The 17,070-nt window shown below is 63.8% G+C and carries 16 protein-coding genes and 1 pseudogene; 11 read left to right on the top strand and 6 right to left on the bottom strand.

Annotated features, from left to right (window positions below; genetic code table 11):
- The first annotated feature begins 53 nt into the window (after positions 1-53).
- The 3 genes from cdd to deoA all read left to right on the top strand — a co-directional run bounded on the left by cdd (position 54) and on the right by deoA (position 2,832).
- Positions 54-446 (top strand): cytidine deaminase, encoded by a 393-nt coding sequence (gene cdd, locus SAZ10_RS27475; protein WP_318612622.1) that lies wholly within the window; start codon positions 54-56, stop codon positions 444-446.
- A 24-nt stretch (positions 447-470) separates the two neighbouring features.
- The gene (locus SAZ10_RS27470; RefSeq protein WP_318612621.1) at positions 471-1,271 is read left to right on the top strand and encodes a purine-nucleoside phosphorylase; all 801 of its coding nucleotides are present in this window, start codon (positions 471-473) and stop codon (positions 1,269-1,271) included.
- A 241-nt stretch (positions 1,272-1,512) separates the two neighbouring features.
- Positions 1,513-2,832 (top strand): thymidine phosphorylase, encoded by a 1,320-nt coding sequence (deoA, locus tag SAZ10_RS27465; protein WP_318612620.1) that lies wholly within the window; start codon positions 1,513-1,515, stop codon positions 2,830-2,832.
- A gap of 120 nt (positions 2,833-2,952) precedes the next feature.
- Here deoA and SAZ10_RS27460 read toward each other — a convergent pair whose 3' ends face one another.
- The 3 genes and pseudogenes from SAZ10_RS27460 to SAZ10_RS27450 all read right to left on the bottom strand — a co-directional run bounded on the left by SAZ10_RS27460 (position 2,953) and on the right by SAZ10_RS27450 (position 5,608).
- Positions 2,953-3,519, bottom strand: coding sequence for a TIGR02281 family clan AA aspartic protease (locus SAZ10_RS27460; RefSeq protein ID WP_318612619.1), 567 nt, complete (start codon positions 3,517-3,519; stop codon positions 2,953-2,955).
- A gap of 372 nt (positions 3,520-3,891) precedes the next feature.
- On the bottom strand, positions 3,892-4,521 hold the full coding sequence (gene upp, locus SAZ10_RS27455; RefSeq protein ID WP_318612618.1) for a uracil phosphoribosyltransferase: 630 nt from the start codon (positions 4,519-4,521) through the stop codon (positions 3,892-3,894).
- Between the two features lie 110 nt (positions 4,522-4,631).
- Positions 4,632-5,608, bottom strand: a pseudogene (locus SAZ10_RS27450) (adenosine deaminase).
- 112 nt (positions 5,609-5,720) lie between these two features.
- On the opposite strand from SAZ10_RS27450, the gene ubiE reads away from it, so the two are divergent.
- The 7 genes from ubiE (at position 5,721) to SAZ10_RS27415 (ending at position 10,863) form a co-directional block, all read left to right on the top strand.
- Positions 5,721-6,497 (top strand): bifunctional demethylmenaquinone methyltransferase/2-methoxy-6-polyprenyl-1,4-benzoquinol methylase UbiE, encoded by a 777-nt coding sequence (ubiE, locus tag SAZ10_RS27445; protein WP_318612617.1) that lies wholly within the window; start codon positions 5,721-5,723, stop codon positions 6,495-6,497.
- 13 nt (positions 6,498-6,510) lie between these two features.
- Complete coding sequence (gene ubiB / locus SAZ10_RS27440; RefSeq protein ID WP_318612616.1) at positions 6,511-8,085, top strand: 2-polyprenylphenol 6-hydroxylase; 1,575 nt, start codon at positions 6,511-6,513, stop codon at positions 8,083-8,085.
- A 64-nt stretch (positions 8,086-8,149) separates the two neighbouring features.
- On the top strand, positions 8,150-8,425 hold the full coding sequence (locus SAZ10_RS27435; RefSeq protein ID WP_318612615.1) for a FitA-like ribbon-helix-helix domain-containing protein: 276 nt from the start codon (positions 8,150-8,152) through the stop codon (positions 8,423-8,425).
- Complete coding sequence (locus tag SAZ10_RS27430) at positions 8,422-8,661, top strand: FitA-like ribbon-helix-helix domain-containing protein (protein WP_318612614.1); 240 nt, start codon at positions 8,422-8,424, stop codon at positions 8,659-8,661. Before SAZ10_RS27435 ends, SAZ10_RS27430 begins: the two co-directional genes overlap by 4 nt.
- The gene (locus SAZ10_RS27425; RefSeq protein ID WP_318612613.1) at positions 8,640-9,068 is read left to right on the top strand and encodes a type II toxin-antitoxin system VapC family toxin; all 429 of its coding nucleotides are present in this window, start codon (positions 8,640-8,642) and stop codon (positions 9,066-9,068) included. Before SAZ10_RS27430 ends, SAZ10_RS27425 begins: the two co-directional genes overlap by 22 nt.
- Positions 9,069-9,081: 13 nt before the next feature.
- Positions 9,082-10,299 (top strand): bifunctional phosphopantothenoylcysteine decarboxylase/phosphopantothenate--cysteine ligase CoaBC, encoded by a 1,218-nt coding sequence (gene coaBC, locus SAZ10_RS27420; RefSeq protein ID WP_318612612.1) that lies wholly within the window; start codon positions 9,082-9,084, stop codon positions 10,297-10,299.
- Positions 10,300-10,335: 36 nt separating this feature from the next.
- Positions 10,336-10,863, top strand: coding sequence for a GNAT family N-acetyltransferase (locus SAZ10_RS27415; protein ID WP_318612611.1), 528 nt, complete (start codon positions 10,336-10,338; stop codon positions 10,861-10,863).
- A 190-nt stretch (positions 10,864-11,053) separates the two neighbouring features.
- Here the strand turns inward: SAZ10_RS27415 and SAZ10_RS27410 are convergent, their stop codons facing one another.
- Together SAZ10_RS27410 and SAZ10_RS27405 are read right to left on the bottom strand one after the other, a co-directional pair.
- The gene (locus tag SAZ10_RS27410) at positions 11,054-11,719 is read right to left on the bottom strand and encodes a peroxiredoxin (protein WP_318612610.1); all 666 of its coding nucleotides are present in this window, start codon (positions 11,717-11,719) and stop codon (positions 11,054-11,056) included.
- A gap of 194 nt (positions 11,720-11,913) precedes the next feature.
- Positions 11,914-12,264, bottom strand: a complete 351-nt coding sequence (locus SAZ10_RS27405; protein ID WP_318612609.1) for an MliC family protein — start codon at positions 12,262-12,264, stop codon at positions 11,914-11,916.
- A 189-nt stretch (positions 12,265-12,453) separates the two neighbouring features.
- Here SAZ10_RS27405 and ppk2 point away from each other — a divergent pair, with 189 nt between their 5' ends.
- A complete protein-coding gene (gene ppk2 / locus SAZ10_RS27400; protein ID WP_318612608.1) occupies positions 12,454-13,371 on the top strand; it encodes a polyphosphate kinase 2 in 918 nt (305 codons plus the stop codon).
- A gap of 110 nt (positions 13,372-13,481) precedes the next feature.
- On the opposite strand, the gene SAZ10_RS27395 is transcribed toward ppk2, so the two are convergent.
- Entirely contained in the window at positions 13,482-17,027 is a 3,546-nt protein-coding gene (locus SAZ10_RS27395) for an autotransporter domain-containing protein (protein ID WP_318612607.1), read from the bottom strand.
- Positions 17,028-17,070 lie beyond the last annotated feature (43 nt).

Here is a 17,070-nt window from a genome sequence, read left to right as displayed (position 1 = left end):
TTCTGAGAAGTAGATACCGGTTCCCGAACAAGATCATCCGCAAGGAATAACCGATGTCCCACGACCTGTTCGAGGCTGCAAAGGCGGCCATGGCGAAAGCCTACGCGCCTTATTCGAGATTTCCGGTTGGCGCGGCAATCCGCACTGCCGACGGCAAGGTGTTCGCCGGGGCGAACATCGAAGTCGCTTCCTATCCCGAAGGCTGGTGCGCCGAGACGACGGCGCTCGGCCATTTCGTGATGGGCGGCGGCGGCAGGATCGCCGAAGTGGCCGTGATCGCCGAGCGCATGCCGAAGGTCACGCCATGCGGCGGCTGCCGCCAGCGGCTTGCCGAGTTCGCCGGGCCCGAAACGAAGGTCCATCTCTGCGACGCGACCGGCGTCGTCGAGACTGTGACGATGGGCGACCTGCTACCCTATGGCTTCCGGGCGGACCTCTTGAAATGAGCGGGTTGAAATGAGCGAGCTGACATGAGCGAGAGTGGGGACAAGCTCGGCAAGCTTCTCGGCAATCTCACGCCGACGACTGCGCTCGTGCTTGGCTCCGGGCTTGGCGGGCTGGTCGACGAGGTCGAAGGCGCTGTCCGCATTCCCTATGCCGAGCTGCCGGGCTTTCCCAGGAGCGGCGTCACCGGTCATGCCGGCCAGCTCGTCGCCGGCCGGCTTTCCGGCACCCCCGTGCTGATGCTCGCCGGGCGCGCTCATTATTACGAGCACGGCGACGCGGCAGCCATGCGCCCGGCGCTGCAGACGCTCGCCGAAATCGGCGTCACGAAGCTCATCCTCACCAACGCCGCCGGATCGCTCGAGCCGGGGATGGGACCCGGTTCGGTGATGCTGATTACCGACCACATCAACTTCTCCGGCGCCAACCCGCTGATCGGCGAGCCGACCGAGCGCCGCTTCGTGGGCCTCACCGAGGCTTACGACAGGGCGATCAGCGCTGCGATCGAAAAGGCAGCCGCGGCAACCGGAGCACCGCTCTTCAAGGGCATATACATGTGGTTCTCAGGCCCTTCCTTCGAAACGCCGGCCGAGATCAGGATGGCGCGGGTGCTGGGCGCCAATGCCGTCGGCATGTCGACCGTGCCGGAGGTGATCCTTGCCCGTTTCCTCGGACTCCGTGTGGCCGCCTGCTCCGTCATCACCAACCTGGCGGCCGGCATGACGGGCGCCGAACTCTCGCACCAGGAAACGAAGGACATGGCCCCTCTCGGCGGCGCGAGGCTGGCGGCGATCCTGAGGCGGATGTTTGCGGAGGGGGTGGAGTGATGCTTGGCACGCCTAGATTTGAGGTGTCGCGCTCCGTCTCGCCCCCCTCTGTCCTGCCGGACATCTCCCCCACAAGGGGGGAGATCGGCTGTCTTCCAGGATTTCGCCAATTGTCAACGCTGCGGGACAAGAGCCGGCAAAGCGGCCGTCCAATCTCCCCCCCTGTGGGGGAGATGTCCGGCAGGACAGAGGGGGGCGCGACAGGGCGCCGGTGTTTGCCTATCGAGCATCAAGGCCCCTAATGCTCCCCCAGGAAATCATCCGAACCAAACGCGACGGCAGGCGGCTCGCCCCGAGCGAGATCGCCGAGTTCGTCGCTGGCATCGCCGCTGGCACGGTATCCGAGGGGCAGGTCGCGGCGCTTGCCATGGCGATCTTCCTCAACGGCATGAGCCGCGACGAGGCGGTGGCGTTGACGCTCGCCATGCGCGATTCCGGAGACGTGCTCGACTGGTCGGACCTGCCCGGCCCGGTCACGGACAAGCATTCGACCGGCGGCGTCGGAGACAATGTCTCGCTGATGCTTGCGCCGATCGTAGCCGCCAACGGCGCCTATGTGCCGATGATCTCCGGACGCGGGCTCGGCCATAGCGGCGGAACGCTCGACAAGATGGACGCGATACCGGGCTATGTCAGCCAGCCCGACAATGCGCTCTTTCGCAAGGCCGTGCTTGCCGCGGGCTGCGCCATCATCGGCCAGACCGCAAACCTCGCGCCGGCGGACAAGCGCATCTACGCGATCCGGGATGTGACGGCCACGGTCGAGTCGGTGCCGTTGATCACTGCATCGATACTGTCGAAAAAGCTCGCGGCCGGACTGCAGTCGCTCGTGCTCGACGTGAAGCTCGGCAACGGGGCCTTCATGACGAAGTCGCGCGATGCGACGGAGCTTGCGACGAGCCTCGTCGAGGTAGCGAACGGCGCCGGCCTGAAGACGACGGCACTGATCACCGGCATGAACGAGCCGCTGGCGTCCGCCGCCGGTAATGCAGTCGAGGTTGCCAACGCCGTCGATTTCCTAACCGGCCGCTCGCGCGATAAGCGGCTCATCGACGTGACCCTGGCGCTTGCAGCCGAAATGCTGCAATCGGCCGGGATCGCCGGTTCCAATCAGGAAGGGCTGCTGCGCGCCAACCACGCCCTGGACAGCGGCAAGGCAGCGGAGACATTCGGCCGCATGGTTACGGCGCTTGGCGGCCCGGCCGATTTCGTCGAGCGGTGCGAGGCCTACCTGCCTAAGGCGCCAGTCGTCATTCCAGTAACCGCGCCGCATGCCGGCTATGTCGGATCGATCGCTACGAGGGAGATCGGTCTTGCCGTGGTCGCTCTGGGCGGCGGCCGCACGCGTCCTGAAGACACGATCGACCACGCCGTCGGCCTGACGGCGCTCGTCCCGGTCGGCGCGGAAATCCGTGAGGGAGAGCCGCTCGCGCTAATCCATGCGCGAAGCGAGAGCTCGGCAGAAAGGGCGGCGGCCGAGATCCGGTCCGCCTACCGGATAGCCGACAGCCGTCCGGCGGCGCAGAAGGCGGTCATACGGCGCGTTGTGGCGAGGGATTAGGGCAATAAGGCAATAAGGCAGTAGGGCAATAGGGGACCAAGGGGGTGCAGCGGCGCACGGTGGTTGGAAGCTGATCCCTTATTGCCCTATTGCCGTATTGCCCTATTGCCTGCTGCCTCCTCATTGCACCAACAGCAACGCCCCGTCCTCCACCTCGAACCTTCTCAGCTGCTTTAGGAAGCTCATGCCGATCAGCGTTCCGTCGAGGGCCTTGTCCTCGAGAACGACGGCCTGGACATTGTCGATGGCGATCCGGCCGATTTCGAGGCTGTCGATCGTAGCTGCCGCGGCACGCGCGTTTCCGTTCGCCGTGGTGACCTGGTACTTGAAATCGGCGGGCGTCAGGCTGATGCCGATTTTCTTCGCCGTCGAGCGGTTGATAGCGACCAGGGTCGCGCCAGTGTCGATCATGGCGTTGACGCGGCGGCCATTGAACTTGAACTCGGCAAGGAAATGGCCGGCTGGATCCGCCGCGAGCCGCACCTTGTGTCCTGGCAGCGTTTCCGGCTCGACCTTGGCGACACGCAGTTCCGGTGCGGGCGCTTCCATGCGCGGCGGCGCCGGGTCGCGGCCCTGGGCAGCCAGTCTCACCAGGCTCTGGAACGCCTCCGGATTTGACTGATAGATGGCCGGGATCGACGCCGAACTCGCGGCGAAGATGCCGACCATGATGAATTTGCGCAGCATGCCCGCGGCCCTGTGGTCAGGTGCGATGCTATGATGTCAGGGTGTTTGCTGGCTTAACGAATGCCGTTCGCGGGCTGCGAAAGCGGGGTTATGTTAACGGTTGGTTAAGTCTCGGAATTGCGCACTGCAAGCTATGTCGCCCTAGCCTCTGACCGTTGGCGCTGCCCCTCATCCGGCTGCCGCCACCTTCTCCCCGCAAGCGGGGAGAAGCACGACTGCCGCCTTGATTTCGCCAATCGCCAGCGTTGCAGGAGAAGCGCCGCCAAATCGGCCGGCGGTCTTCTCCCCGTTTACGGGGAGAAGGTGGCGGCAGCCGGATGAGGGGCAGCGTCAACGGTCAAACATAAGCCGCCCATCAAGCCCAAATCGCCGCTATTTCGTCCCGTACATCCGGTCGCCGGCGTCGCCGAGGCCGGGTAGGATGTAGCCTTTCTCGTTGAGATGACTGTCGATGGCCGCCGTATAGATCGGCACGTCGGGATGCGCCTTGCTGAAGTGCTCGATCCCTTCGGGCACGGCAAGCAGGCAGAGATAGCGAAGGTTGACGGCGCCGCGGCCCTTCAGCATGTCGATCGCCGCGACAGCCGAATTGCCGGTGGCGAGCATCGGGTCGACCACGATGACCAGCCGGTCGCCAAGGTCGCTCGGCGCCTTGAAGAAATACTCGACGGCTTCGAGCGTCTCGTGATCGCGGTAGAGCCCGATATGCGCGACGCGAGCGGCCGGCACGAGGTCGAGCAGGCCTTCGAGCAGCCCATTACCGGCGCGCAGCACCGAGGCAAAGACCAGCTTCTTGCCCTCCAGCGTCGGCGCCTCCATGGTCTGGAGCGGCGTCTCGATCGTGGTGGTGGTCAGCTCGAGGTCGCGCGTCACTTCATAGCCCAGCAGCAGCGATATCTCACGCAAGAGCCGCCGGAAGCCGGCCGTCGAAGTCTCCTTGTTGCGCATGATAGTGAGCTTGTGCTGGACAAGCGGGTGGTCGACGACGGTGACGCCCTTCATGATCTGCTCCCGGATTGCGGCTTGACGACTACTCTAGCCGCTGATCTGCACAGGAGAAACCTGCCAGGAAACGAGCGAGCTCACTGAACCACAATTTTGTGGCGCAAAGATCAGCGGCCTGCCGAGCCATTGAGCCGGGAAAGCAACGCCGCGCGCGTCTTGCGATCGACAAAGGCTGCCTCGATCGCCGTCCTGGTCACTGCCGTGAGCGCCCTGGCATCCAGCCCGAAATGCTCGCCGGCCACGTCGTACTCACGCTTCAGGCTCGTCCGGAATAGGGTGGGTCGTCGGAATTGAGCGTGAGTTTGCAGCCGGCCGCCTTCAAGGCGTTGAAAGGGTGATTGGCGTAGCCGTCGAACACTTTCAGCTCGATGTTGGAGACCGGGCATACCTCCAGCACCACGCCTTCCTCGGCAATGCGCCTGACGAGGTCCGGGTTCTCGATCGCACGTACGCCATGCCCGATGCGCGAAGGACGGATGTGGTTCAGCGCAGCCTTCACGCTCTCCCAGCCGGCCAGCTCGCCGGCATGCACGGTAATGCCGAGCCCCGCCTCGCGGGCGAGCTCGAAGGCGCGCTGATAGTCCTCGAGGTCGCCGAAACGCTCCTCGCCGGCCATGCCGAAGCCGGTCACAAGCGGATGGCGGCATTTGGCCGCAAAGCGCGCCGCCGCCTCGACAGGCTCGACCCCAAAATGCCTGACGCCGATGACGATCATGCGTCCCTCAAGGCCGGTCTTGGCCCTGGCGCGCGAAATGCCTTCGCCAAGCGCATTTGTATAGGCGGCAGGCGAAAGACCGGCCTCGCGCGCATGATCGGGCGAGATGAATATCTCCGAATAGATGGCTCCGTCCCGTGCAAGGCTGGTGAGGTAGTGCTCCGCGAGCAGGGCATAGTCCTCCTCGGTGCGAAACAGGCTCGCCGAGAAGTCGTAGGCCGCGAGGAAACTCGTGAAATCGTGCCAGACGAAGGAACCGCTGCGGATGAAGGGCGAGACATCCGCATTGTATTTCTGCGCCTGGCGGATGACGAGATCGGGCGTGGCGGCGCCCTCGATATGGCAATGCAGCTCCGCTTTCAGAACCATTTCGCGTCCCCTTCTCCGTTCCGAAGCGCGGCTCTTCATCGCGCCTGCTAGGCAATAGCGTCGGAGATTCCGATCGGCTATGGTCCGGCCGGAATTGAGGCAGATCACGAAAATGTCAGAACAGCGCACCTCGGCCATCGGCGGAATGGAGACTTCCTTCGGCTTCCGCAATGTCGGCGAGGGTGAGAAGCAGCCGCTTGTCAACGACGTGTTCCACCGCGTCGCCGGCCGCTACGACGTCATGAACGATCTGATGTCGGCCGGCATGCACCGGCTGTGGAAGGATGCGCTGGTCGCCTGGCTGAACCCGCCGAAGCGCGGCGACTGGAAAGTGCTGGACGTTGCCGGCGGCACGGGCGACATCGCCTTTCGCATCATCCGCGCCTCGGACGGCAATGCGCATGCGACCGTGCTCGACATCAACGGCTCGATGCTCGAGGTCGGCCGCGAGCGGGCCGAGAAGCAGCACCTCAGGGAAAATGTGGACTTCGTTGAGGCCAATGCCGAGCAGCTGCCCTTCGCCGACGAGAGTTTCGACGCCTACACGATCGCCTTCGGCATCCGCAACGTGCCGAAGATCGAGGCCGCGCTGACCGAGGCCTACCGCGTGCTCAAGCCCGGTGGCCGCTTTCTCTGCCTCGAATTCTCGGAGGTGGACGTGCCATTTCTCGACCGAGTCTACGAGGCCTGGTCATTCAACGCCATTCCCCGCATCGGCCAGATCGTCGCGGGTGCGGGCGAGCCCTATTCCTATCTCGTCGAATCAATCCGAAAGTTTCCGAACCAGCCGAATTTCGCCGCGATGGTGAAGGCGGCGGGGTTCGAGCGAGTGACCTGGCGAAACTATTCTGGCGGCATCGCTGCACTGTATTCGGGCTGGAAGCTTTGACGGAAGCTTCCCAATGAGCACCGTCGGCGCTGGTTTCAGGCTCGTCAGGGCTGGCTGGATCATGGTCCGCGAAGGTGTGGTGGCCGCCCTTCCCGGCGACCAGCTCTGGGGCCTGCCGAAACTCGGCTGGCGCATGGCGCGCCTCTTCACACGTCGCAGCGCGTTGCGGCTCGAGCGCAGCGAACGCCTTGCGGACGCCGTCGCGCGGCTGGGGCCGTCCTATGTGAAGCTCGGCCAGTTCCTGGCCACGCGGCCGGATGTCGTCGGCCCCGAAATCGCTGCCGATCTTGCTGCGCTTCAGGACCGCATGGAGACCTTTCCGCGGGCCGAGGCCGTCGCAGCCATCGAGGATTCGCTCGGCCGCCCGATCGACGAGCTCTATGAGAGCTTCGGCGAGCCTGTCGCGGCCGCATCGATCGCCCAGGTGCATCCGGCAACGGTCATGCGCGACGGCGTGCCGGTCCAGGTCGCGGTCAAGGTGATCCGGCCAGGCGTGCGCCGGCTCTTCCTGCGCGACCTCGAAAGCTTTTTCCTCGCTGCCCGTCTGCAGGAGCGCTACATTCCGGCGACGCGCCGGCTTCGCCCGGTCGAGGTGACCGAGGGACTGGCGCAGACCACCAAGCTCGAAATGGATATGCGGCTGGAGGCCGCCGCGCTTTCCGAGCTTGCCGGCAACACGCGCGACGATCCGGGTTTTCGTGTCCCCTCGGTCGACTGGGAGCGTACCGGCCGCGATGTGCTGACGCTGGAGTGGATCGACGGCATCAAGCTTTCCAATGTCGAAGGCTTGTGCGCAGCAGGTCACGATCTCAAGGCGCTCGCCGTCACGCTGATCCAGTCCTTCCTGAGGCACACGCTGCGCGACGGGTTTTTTCACGCCGACATGCACCCCGGCAACCTGTTTGTCGACCCGGCGGGCGATATCGTCGCGGTCGATCTCGGCATTTCCGGGCGGCTCGGCAGAAAAGAGCGTCGCTTCCTCGCCGAGATCCTCTATGGCTTCATCAGCCGCGACTATCTGCGCGTCGCCGAGGTGCATTTCGAAGCGGGCTACGTGCCTCACAGGCACGATGTCACCGCCTTCGCGCAGGCTATCCGCGCGATCGGCGAGCCCATCCATGGCCAGCCGGCGGAGACGATCTCGATGGCTCGGCTTCTGACGCTGCTCTTCGAGGTCACCGAACTGTTCGACATGGAGACCAGGCCGGAACTGGTGCTCCTGCAGAAGACGATGGTCGTCGTCGAAGGCGTCGCCCGCACGCTCGACCCGGCCTTCAACATGTGGCGAGCGGCAGAGCCTGTGGTCGGCCAATGGATCGCCGCAAATCTGGGGCCACGAGGCCTGCTTTCAGACGCTCGCGAGGGTGCAACGGCGCTCCTCTCGCTTGCCCGCCACGCGCCGGAACTTGCGCATCGCGCCGAGCGCCTGTCGCGCGAGATCGACCTCATGGCAGAGAACGGGCTGCGTTTCGACGAGGCGACCGCACGCGCGATCGGCAAGGCCGAGGCGCGGCACACGCGCTCCGGCCGCATCGCGCTATGGGTGATTGCGCTAGTGCTGATCTGGATGGCGTGGAAGCTCACTTGAGATCAGCTTGATCGAATTGCAGTCAATGCATACATTGACTGCAATGACAGCACGAGGCTGGATCATGGCGACGTTGACGATCAAGAACGTGCCTGAAGATGTGAAGCAGGCACCGCGCGTAAAAGCGGCCGAAAGCGGCCGATCTCTGCAAGAGGCTCTCCGGCAACTCCTTTCAGAGCAGGCCAGCGACTTCGGCCAGCCGGCAAGCCGGATTGATGCCGACGAAATGCGTCGCGCCGCCGAACTCGAAACCGATGAGCCGGCGGAGAGCCGGTTCAAATACTTCACCCAGAAGGAACTGAGCGACGCGATCTGCGGCGAGTATGATGGTTTACCATGAGCACTCTGACGATCCGCAACCTCGATGACCGCGTAAAACAGAAGCTGCGTGAAAGCGCTGCGGCGCGTGGGGTTTCCATGGAACAGGAGGCCAGGGATCGGCTGGCGGAAAGCTTCAATGTCGCAAGGCGGAAGCCATCCATTCTGGAGGATTTGCGGCGCTTAGGAGCGAAGCCGGGCAAACCGTTCGACCTCAAGAGGATCAGCGATGAAATGTGGGAAGAGGGGCTGCGTTGAGCGGCTTCGTCATAGACACATCGGCAATTGTTGCCATCTTGCTCAGGGAACCGGACGCGGACCTGTTCAGGCGTTATTTGGATGAGCGGCCTTGGGCTGCACTCAGCGCCGCGACTCTGCACGAAGCATATTGCGTTTCGAAGCGAGACGATTTTCCGAGTGGCGCTCGACAGATAGACGAGTTTCTCTCGTTGGTTGAACCGGAGATCGTTCCATTCGACATGGTCCATGTCGGCGTTGCCCGTGCCGCCTACGATACCTATGGCCGCGGCTCCCACCACCCGGCTAATCTCAACATGGGCGACTGTTTCTCCTACGCTCTCGCCAAGATCCGCAAGCTGCCTCTCCTTTTCAAGGGCGATGATTTCATTCATACCGACATCGAGCCGGCGCTGAAGCCTGCTTGAACGGGCGGCGGCAATGATCCTTTCCGGAAAGCGCATCCTCCTCATCATCGGCGGCGGCATCGCCGCTTATAAGTCGCTCGACCTTATCCGGCGGCTCGGCGAGCGCGGCGCGAGCATTCGAGTCGTGATGACGGAAGCAGCGCAGCATTTCGTCACCCCGCTCGCCGTGGGCGCGCTGACGGCCGACCACGTCTTCACCGATCTCTTCGATCGCCAAGCCGAGCAGGATGTCGGCCATATCCGCCTCGCCCGCGAGGCCAACCTGATCGTCGTGGCCCCGGCAACCGCCGATTTGATGGCGAAGCTCGCGAACGGGCTCGCCAACGACCTCGCCTCCGCCGTGCTGCTCGCCACCGAACGTCCGGTGCTGATGGCCCCTGCCATGAACCCGAAGATGTGGTCGCATCCGGCGACGCGGCGGAATCGCGCGACGCTGGAGAAGGACGGCGTCCGCTTTGTCGGCCCGAACAAGGGCGAGATGGCGGAGAAGGCGGAGGCGGGCGAAGGCCGCATGGCCGAGCCGCTGGAGATTGCCGCGGCGGTCGAGGCCTTGCTCGACGATCGGCCGAAGCCGCTTTCAGGCCGGCGGATCGTCGTGACATCCGGCCCGACCCACGAGCCGATCGACCCGGTGCGCTACATCGCCAATCGTTCTTCCGGCAAACAGGGCCATGCAATCGCCGCCGCGCTCGCCCGGCTCGGCGCCGATGTCCGTCTCGTCTCAGGCCCAGTCGCGATCGCCGATCCGACTGGCGTGACCACCATCCATGTCCAGACGGCGCGCGAGATGAACGATGCCGTGGAAAGCCTGCTGCCGGCCGATGCCGCCGTGTTCGTCGCAGCCGTCGCTGACTGGCGGCCCGAAAGCGAGGCCGGCGAGAAGATCAAGAAGGCCGATGGCGATGGCCCGCCGCAGCTGTCGATGATTGAAAACCCGGACATACTGGCCGGCATCGGTCACCATAGCAGGCGGCCTTATCTCGTCGTCGGCTTTGCTGCCGAAACGCAAAACCTGCTCGCCAATGCCGCCGCCAAGCTCGAGAAGAAGGGGGCCGATTTCGTCGTTGCCAATGACGTCTCGGCCGCAACCGGGGTCATGGGGGGCGACAGGAATCGCGTGAAGATCGTCTCGAAATCCGGCGTCGACGAATGGCCCGAACTCAGCAAGGCCGAAGTGGCAGTGCGGCTTGCCGCGTTCATCGCCGAGCGCCTGAAGACGACCGCGGTGTGAATTTGGTCGCGGCAAATCCGATCAACGAGGAGCTTCATGTCGCTCGAAATCCCAATCATCGAAACCGAGCGGTTAATCCTGCGCGATCACCGGTACTCCGACTTCGAGGCCTATGTGATGATGTGGGCCGACCCGGTCGTGACCCGCTTCATCGGCGGGCGGCCGCGCACCCGCGACGAGACCTGGATACGCTTCCTACGGCACGCCGGGATGTGGCATCATCTCGGGTTCGGCTTCTGGGCGATAGAGGAAAAGGCGAGCCGCCGACTGATCGGCGAAGGCGGCTTTCACGAACTGAAGCGCAACATGCAGCCCAGCCTCGAAGGCACGCTCGAGACCGGCTGGAGCCTGCTCCCTGAAGCGCATGGCAAGGGCTATGGCACCGAGGCAGTCGGCGCGATGTTGCGCTGGGGAGCCGCCAATTACCCCGGCTCGCCCATCACCTGCTTCATCGATCCGGAAAATAATGCCTCGATCCGCGTGGCCAGGAAGAACGGCTTTGTCGAGCGCACCCGCGCCGAGTTTGGCGGCGAGCCGGTGATCATTTTCGATCACAGGCCTTGATTAAGGGGTTCTGCAAATCGCTTTAGGCTGGCGCTGCCTCTCACCCTCACCCCGTAAGGACGGGGATAGGGGACGACAACGTCGCAGAACCCCCTCTCCCCGTTTTTCACGGGGAGAGGGTGAGGGTGAGGGGCAGCGCCCGCCTGAAAGCAGAAGGCTCCAGCCACAGAATCCGCCCAATCCGAATTGCCTACTGCGCCGCGCCCGGCTGCTTCGTCTTCCTCAGATATGGCAGGATCGTCTCGAATGCGCCGAAGCGCTTGATCGCATCCTCGTTGGAAACCGCTGCAGTGATGATCACGTCCTCGCCCTGCTTCCAGTTGGCAGGCGTTGCCACCTGATGCTTCGCAGTCAACTGTATCGAGTCGATCGCTCTAAGGATCTCGTCGAAGTTGCGGCCGGTCGTCATCGGGTAGGTGAGGATCAGCTTGATCTTCTTGTCCGGGCCGATCACGTAGACCGAGCGCACCGTGGCGTTGTCGGCCGGGGTACGGCCTTCGGAAGTTTCGCCGGCTCCGGCGGGCAGCATGTCGTAGAGCTTGGCGACCTTGAGATCGCGGTCGCCGATCAGCGGATAATCCACCCTGAAGCCGGTCGCTTTCTGAATGTCTTCCTTCCACTTGTCGTGGCTGGCGACCGGATCGACGGAGATGCCGATGATCTTCACGCCACGCTTCTTGAACTCGTCTTCCAGCCCGGCCATGGCGCCAAGCTCGGTCGTGCAGACCGGCGTGAAGTTCTTGGGGTGGCTGAACAGCACCGCCCACCCATCACCAATCCATTCGTGGAAGTTGATCGTTCCCTGCGTCGTCTCGGCGGTGAAGTCCGGCGCGGTGTCGTTGATGCGAAGACCCATCGTTTTCACTCCCTCAGCGATTGTTGTTCGGATCGGCATCATAATCCAATTCGCACTGCTTGCGAGAACACAAAGGTTGGAGTTGCCGCAGTGGACGAACGAGGGAGGCCGATTTCCGACCAGCTTGCGCAAAATTATTCTACGACGGAACGGTCGCGTTCAGCGGTCGAACGCCGCTGCTCGCTGGAAAAGCCTCATCCTGCAGGCCCTGCTTTGCAGTGGAGAGGCGGCGCGCTCTCGCCCTTGGTCAGGTCGTAGAGGTCAGCCTGCTCGCCTTTCGTCCACCAGATGTATTGCTGACCGGCATATCTGGCACCCGAGCCCGACAGCACGTTTGAGAAGACGACCGTAGCGTCGCCGATCTTCAGCACCGCAAGTCCATTCCTGCCTGCATTGATGTAGGTGGCAGCGATCACCTCGCCGCCGCACTCATAGGCGACCAGATGCGTCTCGGGCGCCCCGCTGCCCGGCAGATCGAGCGTTACGGTCGTGGCAAAGGCGGGGCTTGCAGCAAGCATGCCCATTGCCGCGATAATGCCTCTCATCCATGCCTCCAGCCGAATAAGCCCTACGTTAGCAGAAGGCCGTCAGGCGCGCAGCCCGACATCTGCCGCAGCGGCCGCTGCTTCGCGTCCGCGCGGCCGCCATGTTGCCATAAAAGCTTCATGGAACTCGCGGATGGATTGCTGCGGGGGTGCCGAGCCGCCCTGCCATGCCGACAAGGAGGATGAACGATGAACGACCAGCAGAGCAGGAGCGGCATGGACTGGCTGGAGGCCGAGCTCGCGGACACGCTCGACGAGGACTACGAGCTGGAGCTGTCCGAACCGGCGCTCTCGGAGGCGATCGCCAAGATCTATAAAGAGAGGCATCGTGCCACCATCGACCGGGTGACCTATTTCCGCGAGCTTCTCAGGCTGCAGTCGGAGCTGATCAAGCTGCAGGACTGGGTGGTTCACACTAGGTCCAAGGTGGTGGTGATCTTCGAGGGGCGCGATTCGGCCGGCAAGGGCGGAGTAATCAAGCGCATCACCCAGCGGCTCAACCCGCGGGTGGTGCGCACGGTCGCCCTGCCCGCGCCTACCGAGCGCGAGCGCTCGCAGTGGTATTTCCAGCGCTACGTGCCGCATCTGCCGGCCGCCGGCGAGATCGTGCTGTTCGATCGCTCCTGGTACAACCGCGCCGGCGTCGAGCGCGTCATGGGTTTCGCCACGCCCGCCCAGGTCGAGGAATTTTTCCGCGACGTCCCGGAGTTCGAGCGCATGCTGGTGCGCTCCGGCATACGTCTGGTCAAATACTGGTTCTCAATCACCGACGAAGAGCAGCAGCTGCGCTTCCTGATGCGCATCCACGACCCGCTCAAGCAATGGAAGCTTTCGCCCATGGACCTGCAGTCGCGTGTGCGCTGGGAGGACTACACCAAGGCCAAGGAGGAGATGTTCGCCCGCACCAACATCCCAGAGGCACACTGGTATATCGTGGAAGGCAATGACAAGAAGCGCGCGCGGCTGAATTGCATGGCGCACCTCCTCTCGGTCATCCCCTATGAGGATGTGCCGCACCAAGAGATTACCCTGCCCGACCGCGTGTTCAACCCGGATTACGAGCGCAAGGTCCTTCCGCAGGAGCTCTATGTCCCGCAGAAGTGGTGAAGACAGGCAATCTTGATTGTCTCGGTAAGGAACGGCGCACCAATGGATCAAAACCTCGGATCGAGTGCTGCGGCGGCACCTCGGTGCTGCAGATCAGCTGCCGGAAGAGCTCAGAATTTTGCGCTGAAATCGGCCCGCAGGCCATGGTCGCTAGCTTGGCTGGCGATTTGGCCTGAGTATGAGATGCCGAGCGATATTGTCTGGGAGACCGCGACGTCGAGTCCGGCTTCCAGAACAAGAGCGTCCTCGGCAATCGGCACACCTGCTATCGTGAAGACATCGCCGCCGGAGAACGCCATCGTGGAGGTCGGCACGTCATCGCCGAATGCGTGGCGCCATCCGATCATCCCGGTGAGTTTCGTGGCTTCGGCTTCGCCGAACTTCATTTCGGCCCTGGCGCCAAGCGTCATGAAAGTTGTGTCAGTCCGCTGGCCTTCTGCAGCAAGGGCCGCGGCGGCGCCGCTCTCGGTGAAGCCGTCGGTATGCAGATTCACGTAGGCGAGACTGGCGAATGGCTCGACGTGCGCGCTACCCACGCTGAACCGATAGCCCGCCTCGCCGAACGCTTGCCCGGTGGCCGCGTCATAGTTGCCGGTGAGACTGTCCGAGAAGCCCGGGAAAGCGACCACACGGCTGACGTCGATCTCATGCCAGCTATAGGCGCCGCCGAAGCGCAGACCCCAAGCGCCCCACTGGCTGCCGCCATAGGCGCCGAGATGGAAACTGTCCGACGAACCGGACGAGGCTCGAGAATCCACCTCGAAATTCGATCGGCTGTACCCGGCGAGGAGCCCCAGGCGGAGATTCTCCGCCGCCAACATGTCGCCGCCGAGGAAGAAGCCTCCGATCGAGCGGTCCATCGACGCGGCATTGCCGTCACCGTCCCAATTCCCCCAGGACCCGAATGCCTGGCCCCAGACTGCGAACCGTTCCGTGCCGGCAGCAGCTGGCTCCGGCCCACCCGGGCCATAGGCGAAAACAGGCGCTGCGGCGCTGGATGCCCCTCCGAAGGCAGCGCGGATCCGGTTCGTCGCGGCATCACGCACGAAGCGACTGTCCTCGATCAGTGCTGTCTTGGCGGACGCGTGGATCTCGCCGGACAACAGGTCGAAGGCACCGCGCGCCGTGTCTTCATCAAGCACGACCACAGCGTCGTAAAGCTTGCCAGAGCCCAGGCTTTCGACGCCTTCGCCGGTGGCACACTGGTTTGGCGTCACGCCGACCTCGCAGAACGACACGTCGTTGCGGACGAGCGTCAGGAACACGCTGTTCGGATCGTAGCTCAGAGACGGGTCGAGGAACGCGAAATCCGAGGTTACGCCGTCGAAGGTCCCGGAAACACCTCCGTCGGCCGCGATGATCTCGTAGGTGCTGAAGGGGCGGTAGGTACCCTCCAGACCGACATGAGCGACGGCCCCGCCATTGAGCGTCACTATGCCCGTGGCCCGGATCAGGTCGGCATCGGTGTCGCCCGGATTCACCTCGACCTCATAGATGCTGCCGGCGTGGAAAATCAGGTCGCCCGCGACGTTGAGCGTTCCGATCGAATTGCCGGGCGCAATGGTGGCTCCCCCGGCAATGGCGGTGGAGCCGACCGTGCCGGAACCCTGGAGCCTGCCGCCCGCAAGCACATCGAGCGCGCCGCCGAGCCTGCCGTTCACGATGAGCGTCGCGCCGTCGTCGACCGTGGCCTGGCCCGTGAACCCGCTCGAGTCCGCGCTGAGCAAGGTCGTGCCAGACAGCACATCGATCGTGCCACCACCCTCGATGGCTGGTGCGAAGAGATAGTCGGCAGCCGTATGATTGAAGACGAGCGCGCCGGTCCCTTCACCGAAAACGAGCTTCGTCGTTTCGAGCAATCCCGGAGCCAACGGCGCGAGCCCGGAGGCAGCGCCGATATTCAACGTCCCCTCCGAACCGGCGAGAGTGCCTATGAAGGTCGTGCCGGCCGCTTTTACCACGGCGCCGCCGGCAATGTTCAGCCTGCCTTGCCCTTCGCCGGCCACATGGAGATCGCCCGAATTGAGCCAGCTTGAACCCGATCCCGTGACGGTGACGACCCCGAGCGAGCCTGCGTGTGCGCCGAGGGAAGCATCTTCGGCGCTGACTACAGCCCCGTTCTGGATAGTGAGTGCACCGTTCCCCTCGAAGCCGACAAAGAGGGCGCCGGCATTGACCCATTGCGAGCCGGAATCGGTGACGAGGACCGCGCCGGTGCTTCCTGCCTCGGCGGCGACTGTTGCATTACCGTCACTGGCGCGGCCGCCTTTCAGGATGGCCAGGGTTCCATTTCCTGCCCCGCCGACATTGAGATAGCCCGAATTGTCCCATGTCGAGCCTGCGCCCGTGATGCTGACGCTCGCCTGGGATGTGCTGAAGTTGGCAATATCGGCACCCGCGCTGGTTAGCCGTCCGCCATCCTCGACGCGGAGTTCGGCGGTACCGCTGTTGCCGACACGCAGCGAACCGCTGTTCAGCCAGGCCGAACCGCTTCCGGTCACGGCCGCGCCGGCGAAGGAATCCGGGGTATTCGCGAGAATTCCTTGGGCACTCTGAATGACCCCGCCAGCAACCGCAACGAGGCCGCCTTCACCGCTGCCGCCAACATGGATTCCATCTGTGACCGAAAAGGTCGAGCCCTTATCGGTGACCACGATCAGGCCCGACGAGCCCGTATCGAAACCGATGACGCTGCTGGTGGCCTGAACCGCACCGCCGCCGTGTATGATGACGTCTGCTTCGCCCTGAATACCGACGATGAAATTGCCTGATGTAATCCACTCGGAGCCTTCTCCGCTGATCAGCGCCTCGGCCGTGCTGCCTGGAGCTTCGGCGAACAAGCTGTGCTCGCTGCTTATCCTGCCGCCGTCCAGAATGCTGATCGCGCCATCGCCACCGTTGCCGATGGTGAGAATGCCGACGCTCTCCCAGTACGAACCATCACCCGTCACGTTCACGGAGCCTGACGAGCCGCCAGCGTCACCTAGCTCCGCATCGGAGGAGCTAAGCTTTCCGCCGTTGTCGATATTGATCGTGCCCGTTCCTGAATCGCCAACCACGAAGGAGCCGGTCGCGGTCCAGATCGAACCTGTTCCGGCGACGGTGGCGGAGCCGAAAGCATCAGGGCCGGCACCCAGAAATGTGTCGTTGCTGGAAACGGCGCCGCCGTTGACGACCGACAGCGAGCCCTGTCCGAGATTACCGATGACGAGATTGCTCGTACTCACCCAGGACGCGCCAATCCCGATCACGGATACCGCCCCGCTCGCATTGAGGTTCTGACCTATGAAGCCGCGGTCGTTGGTCAGGCTGCCGCCATTCTGAATTGTCAGGACGCCGTTCGCGGACAGGCCGACGAAGGTCCTGAGCGCCTCCGCCGAACCGCCCTCGATGGCAGGCAGGCTGTTCACGACCGTGTCGATCTCGGCAAAGTCCGCATTGGTCGGCACGCCGGCGGTCCAGTTGCCGGGATCAAACCAGTCCGAGGAATTCGTGCCGGTCCAGGCAGTCTGCGCATGAACAGGCATGCTCTGGGTGATCACGGCAAGTACCGCCGCGGTCGTAAGAACCGTGTTGTGCCCAGTGCGGCCGCGTCGTGACGCAGGCAACCAGGCGCGATGAGGAGAGGCTTTGTCGCTCGAGACTTCCGCCGCCATAAAATTCCCCCGAATGAAGGACGGACCCTGGTCCGATCCGGCG

Origin of the sequence: Mesorhizobium sp. BAC0120 (assembly GCF_033542235.1) — a bacterium.
GTDB lineage: Bacteria > Pseudomonadota > Alphaproteobacteria > Rhizobiales > Rhizobiaceae > JAWRCU01.
Note: the sequence above shows the minus strand (reverse complement) of the source record. Positions and strands in the feature narration are given on the sequence as shown.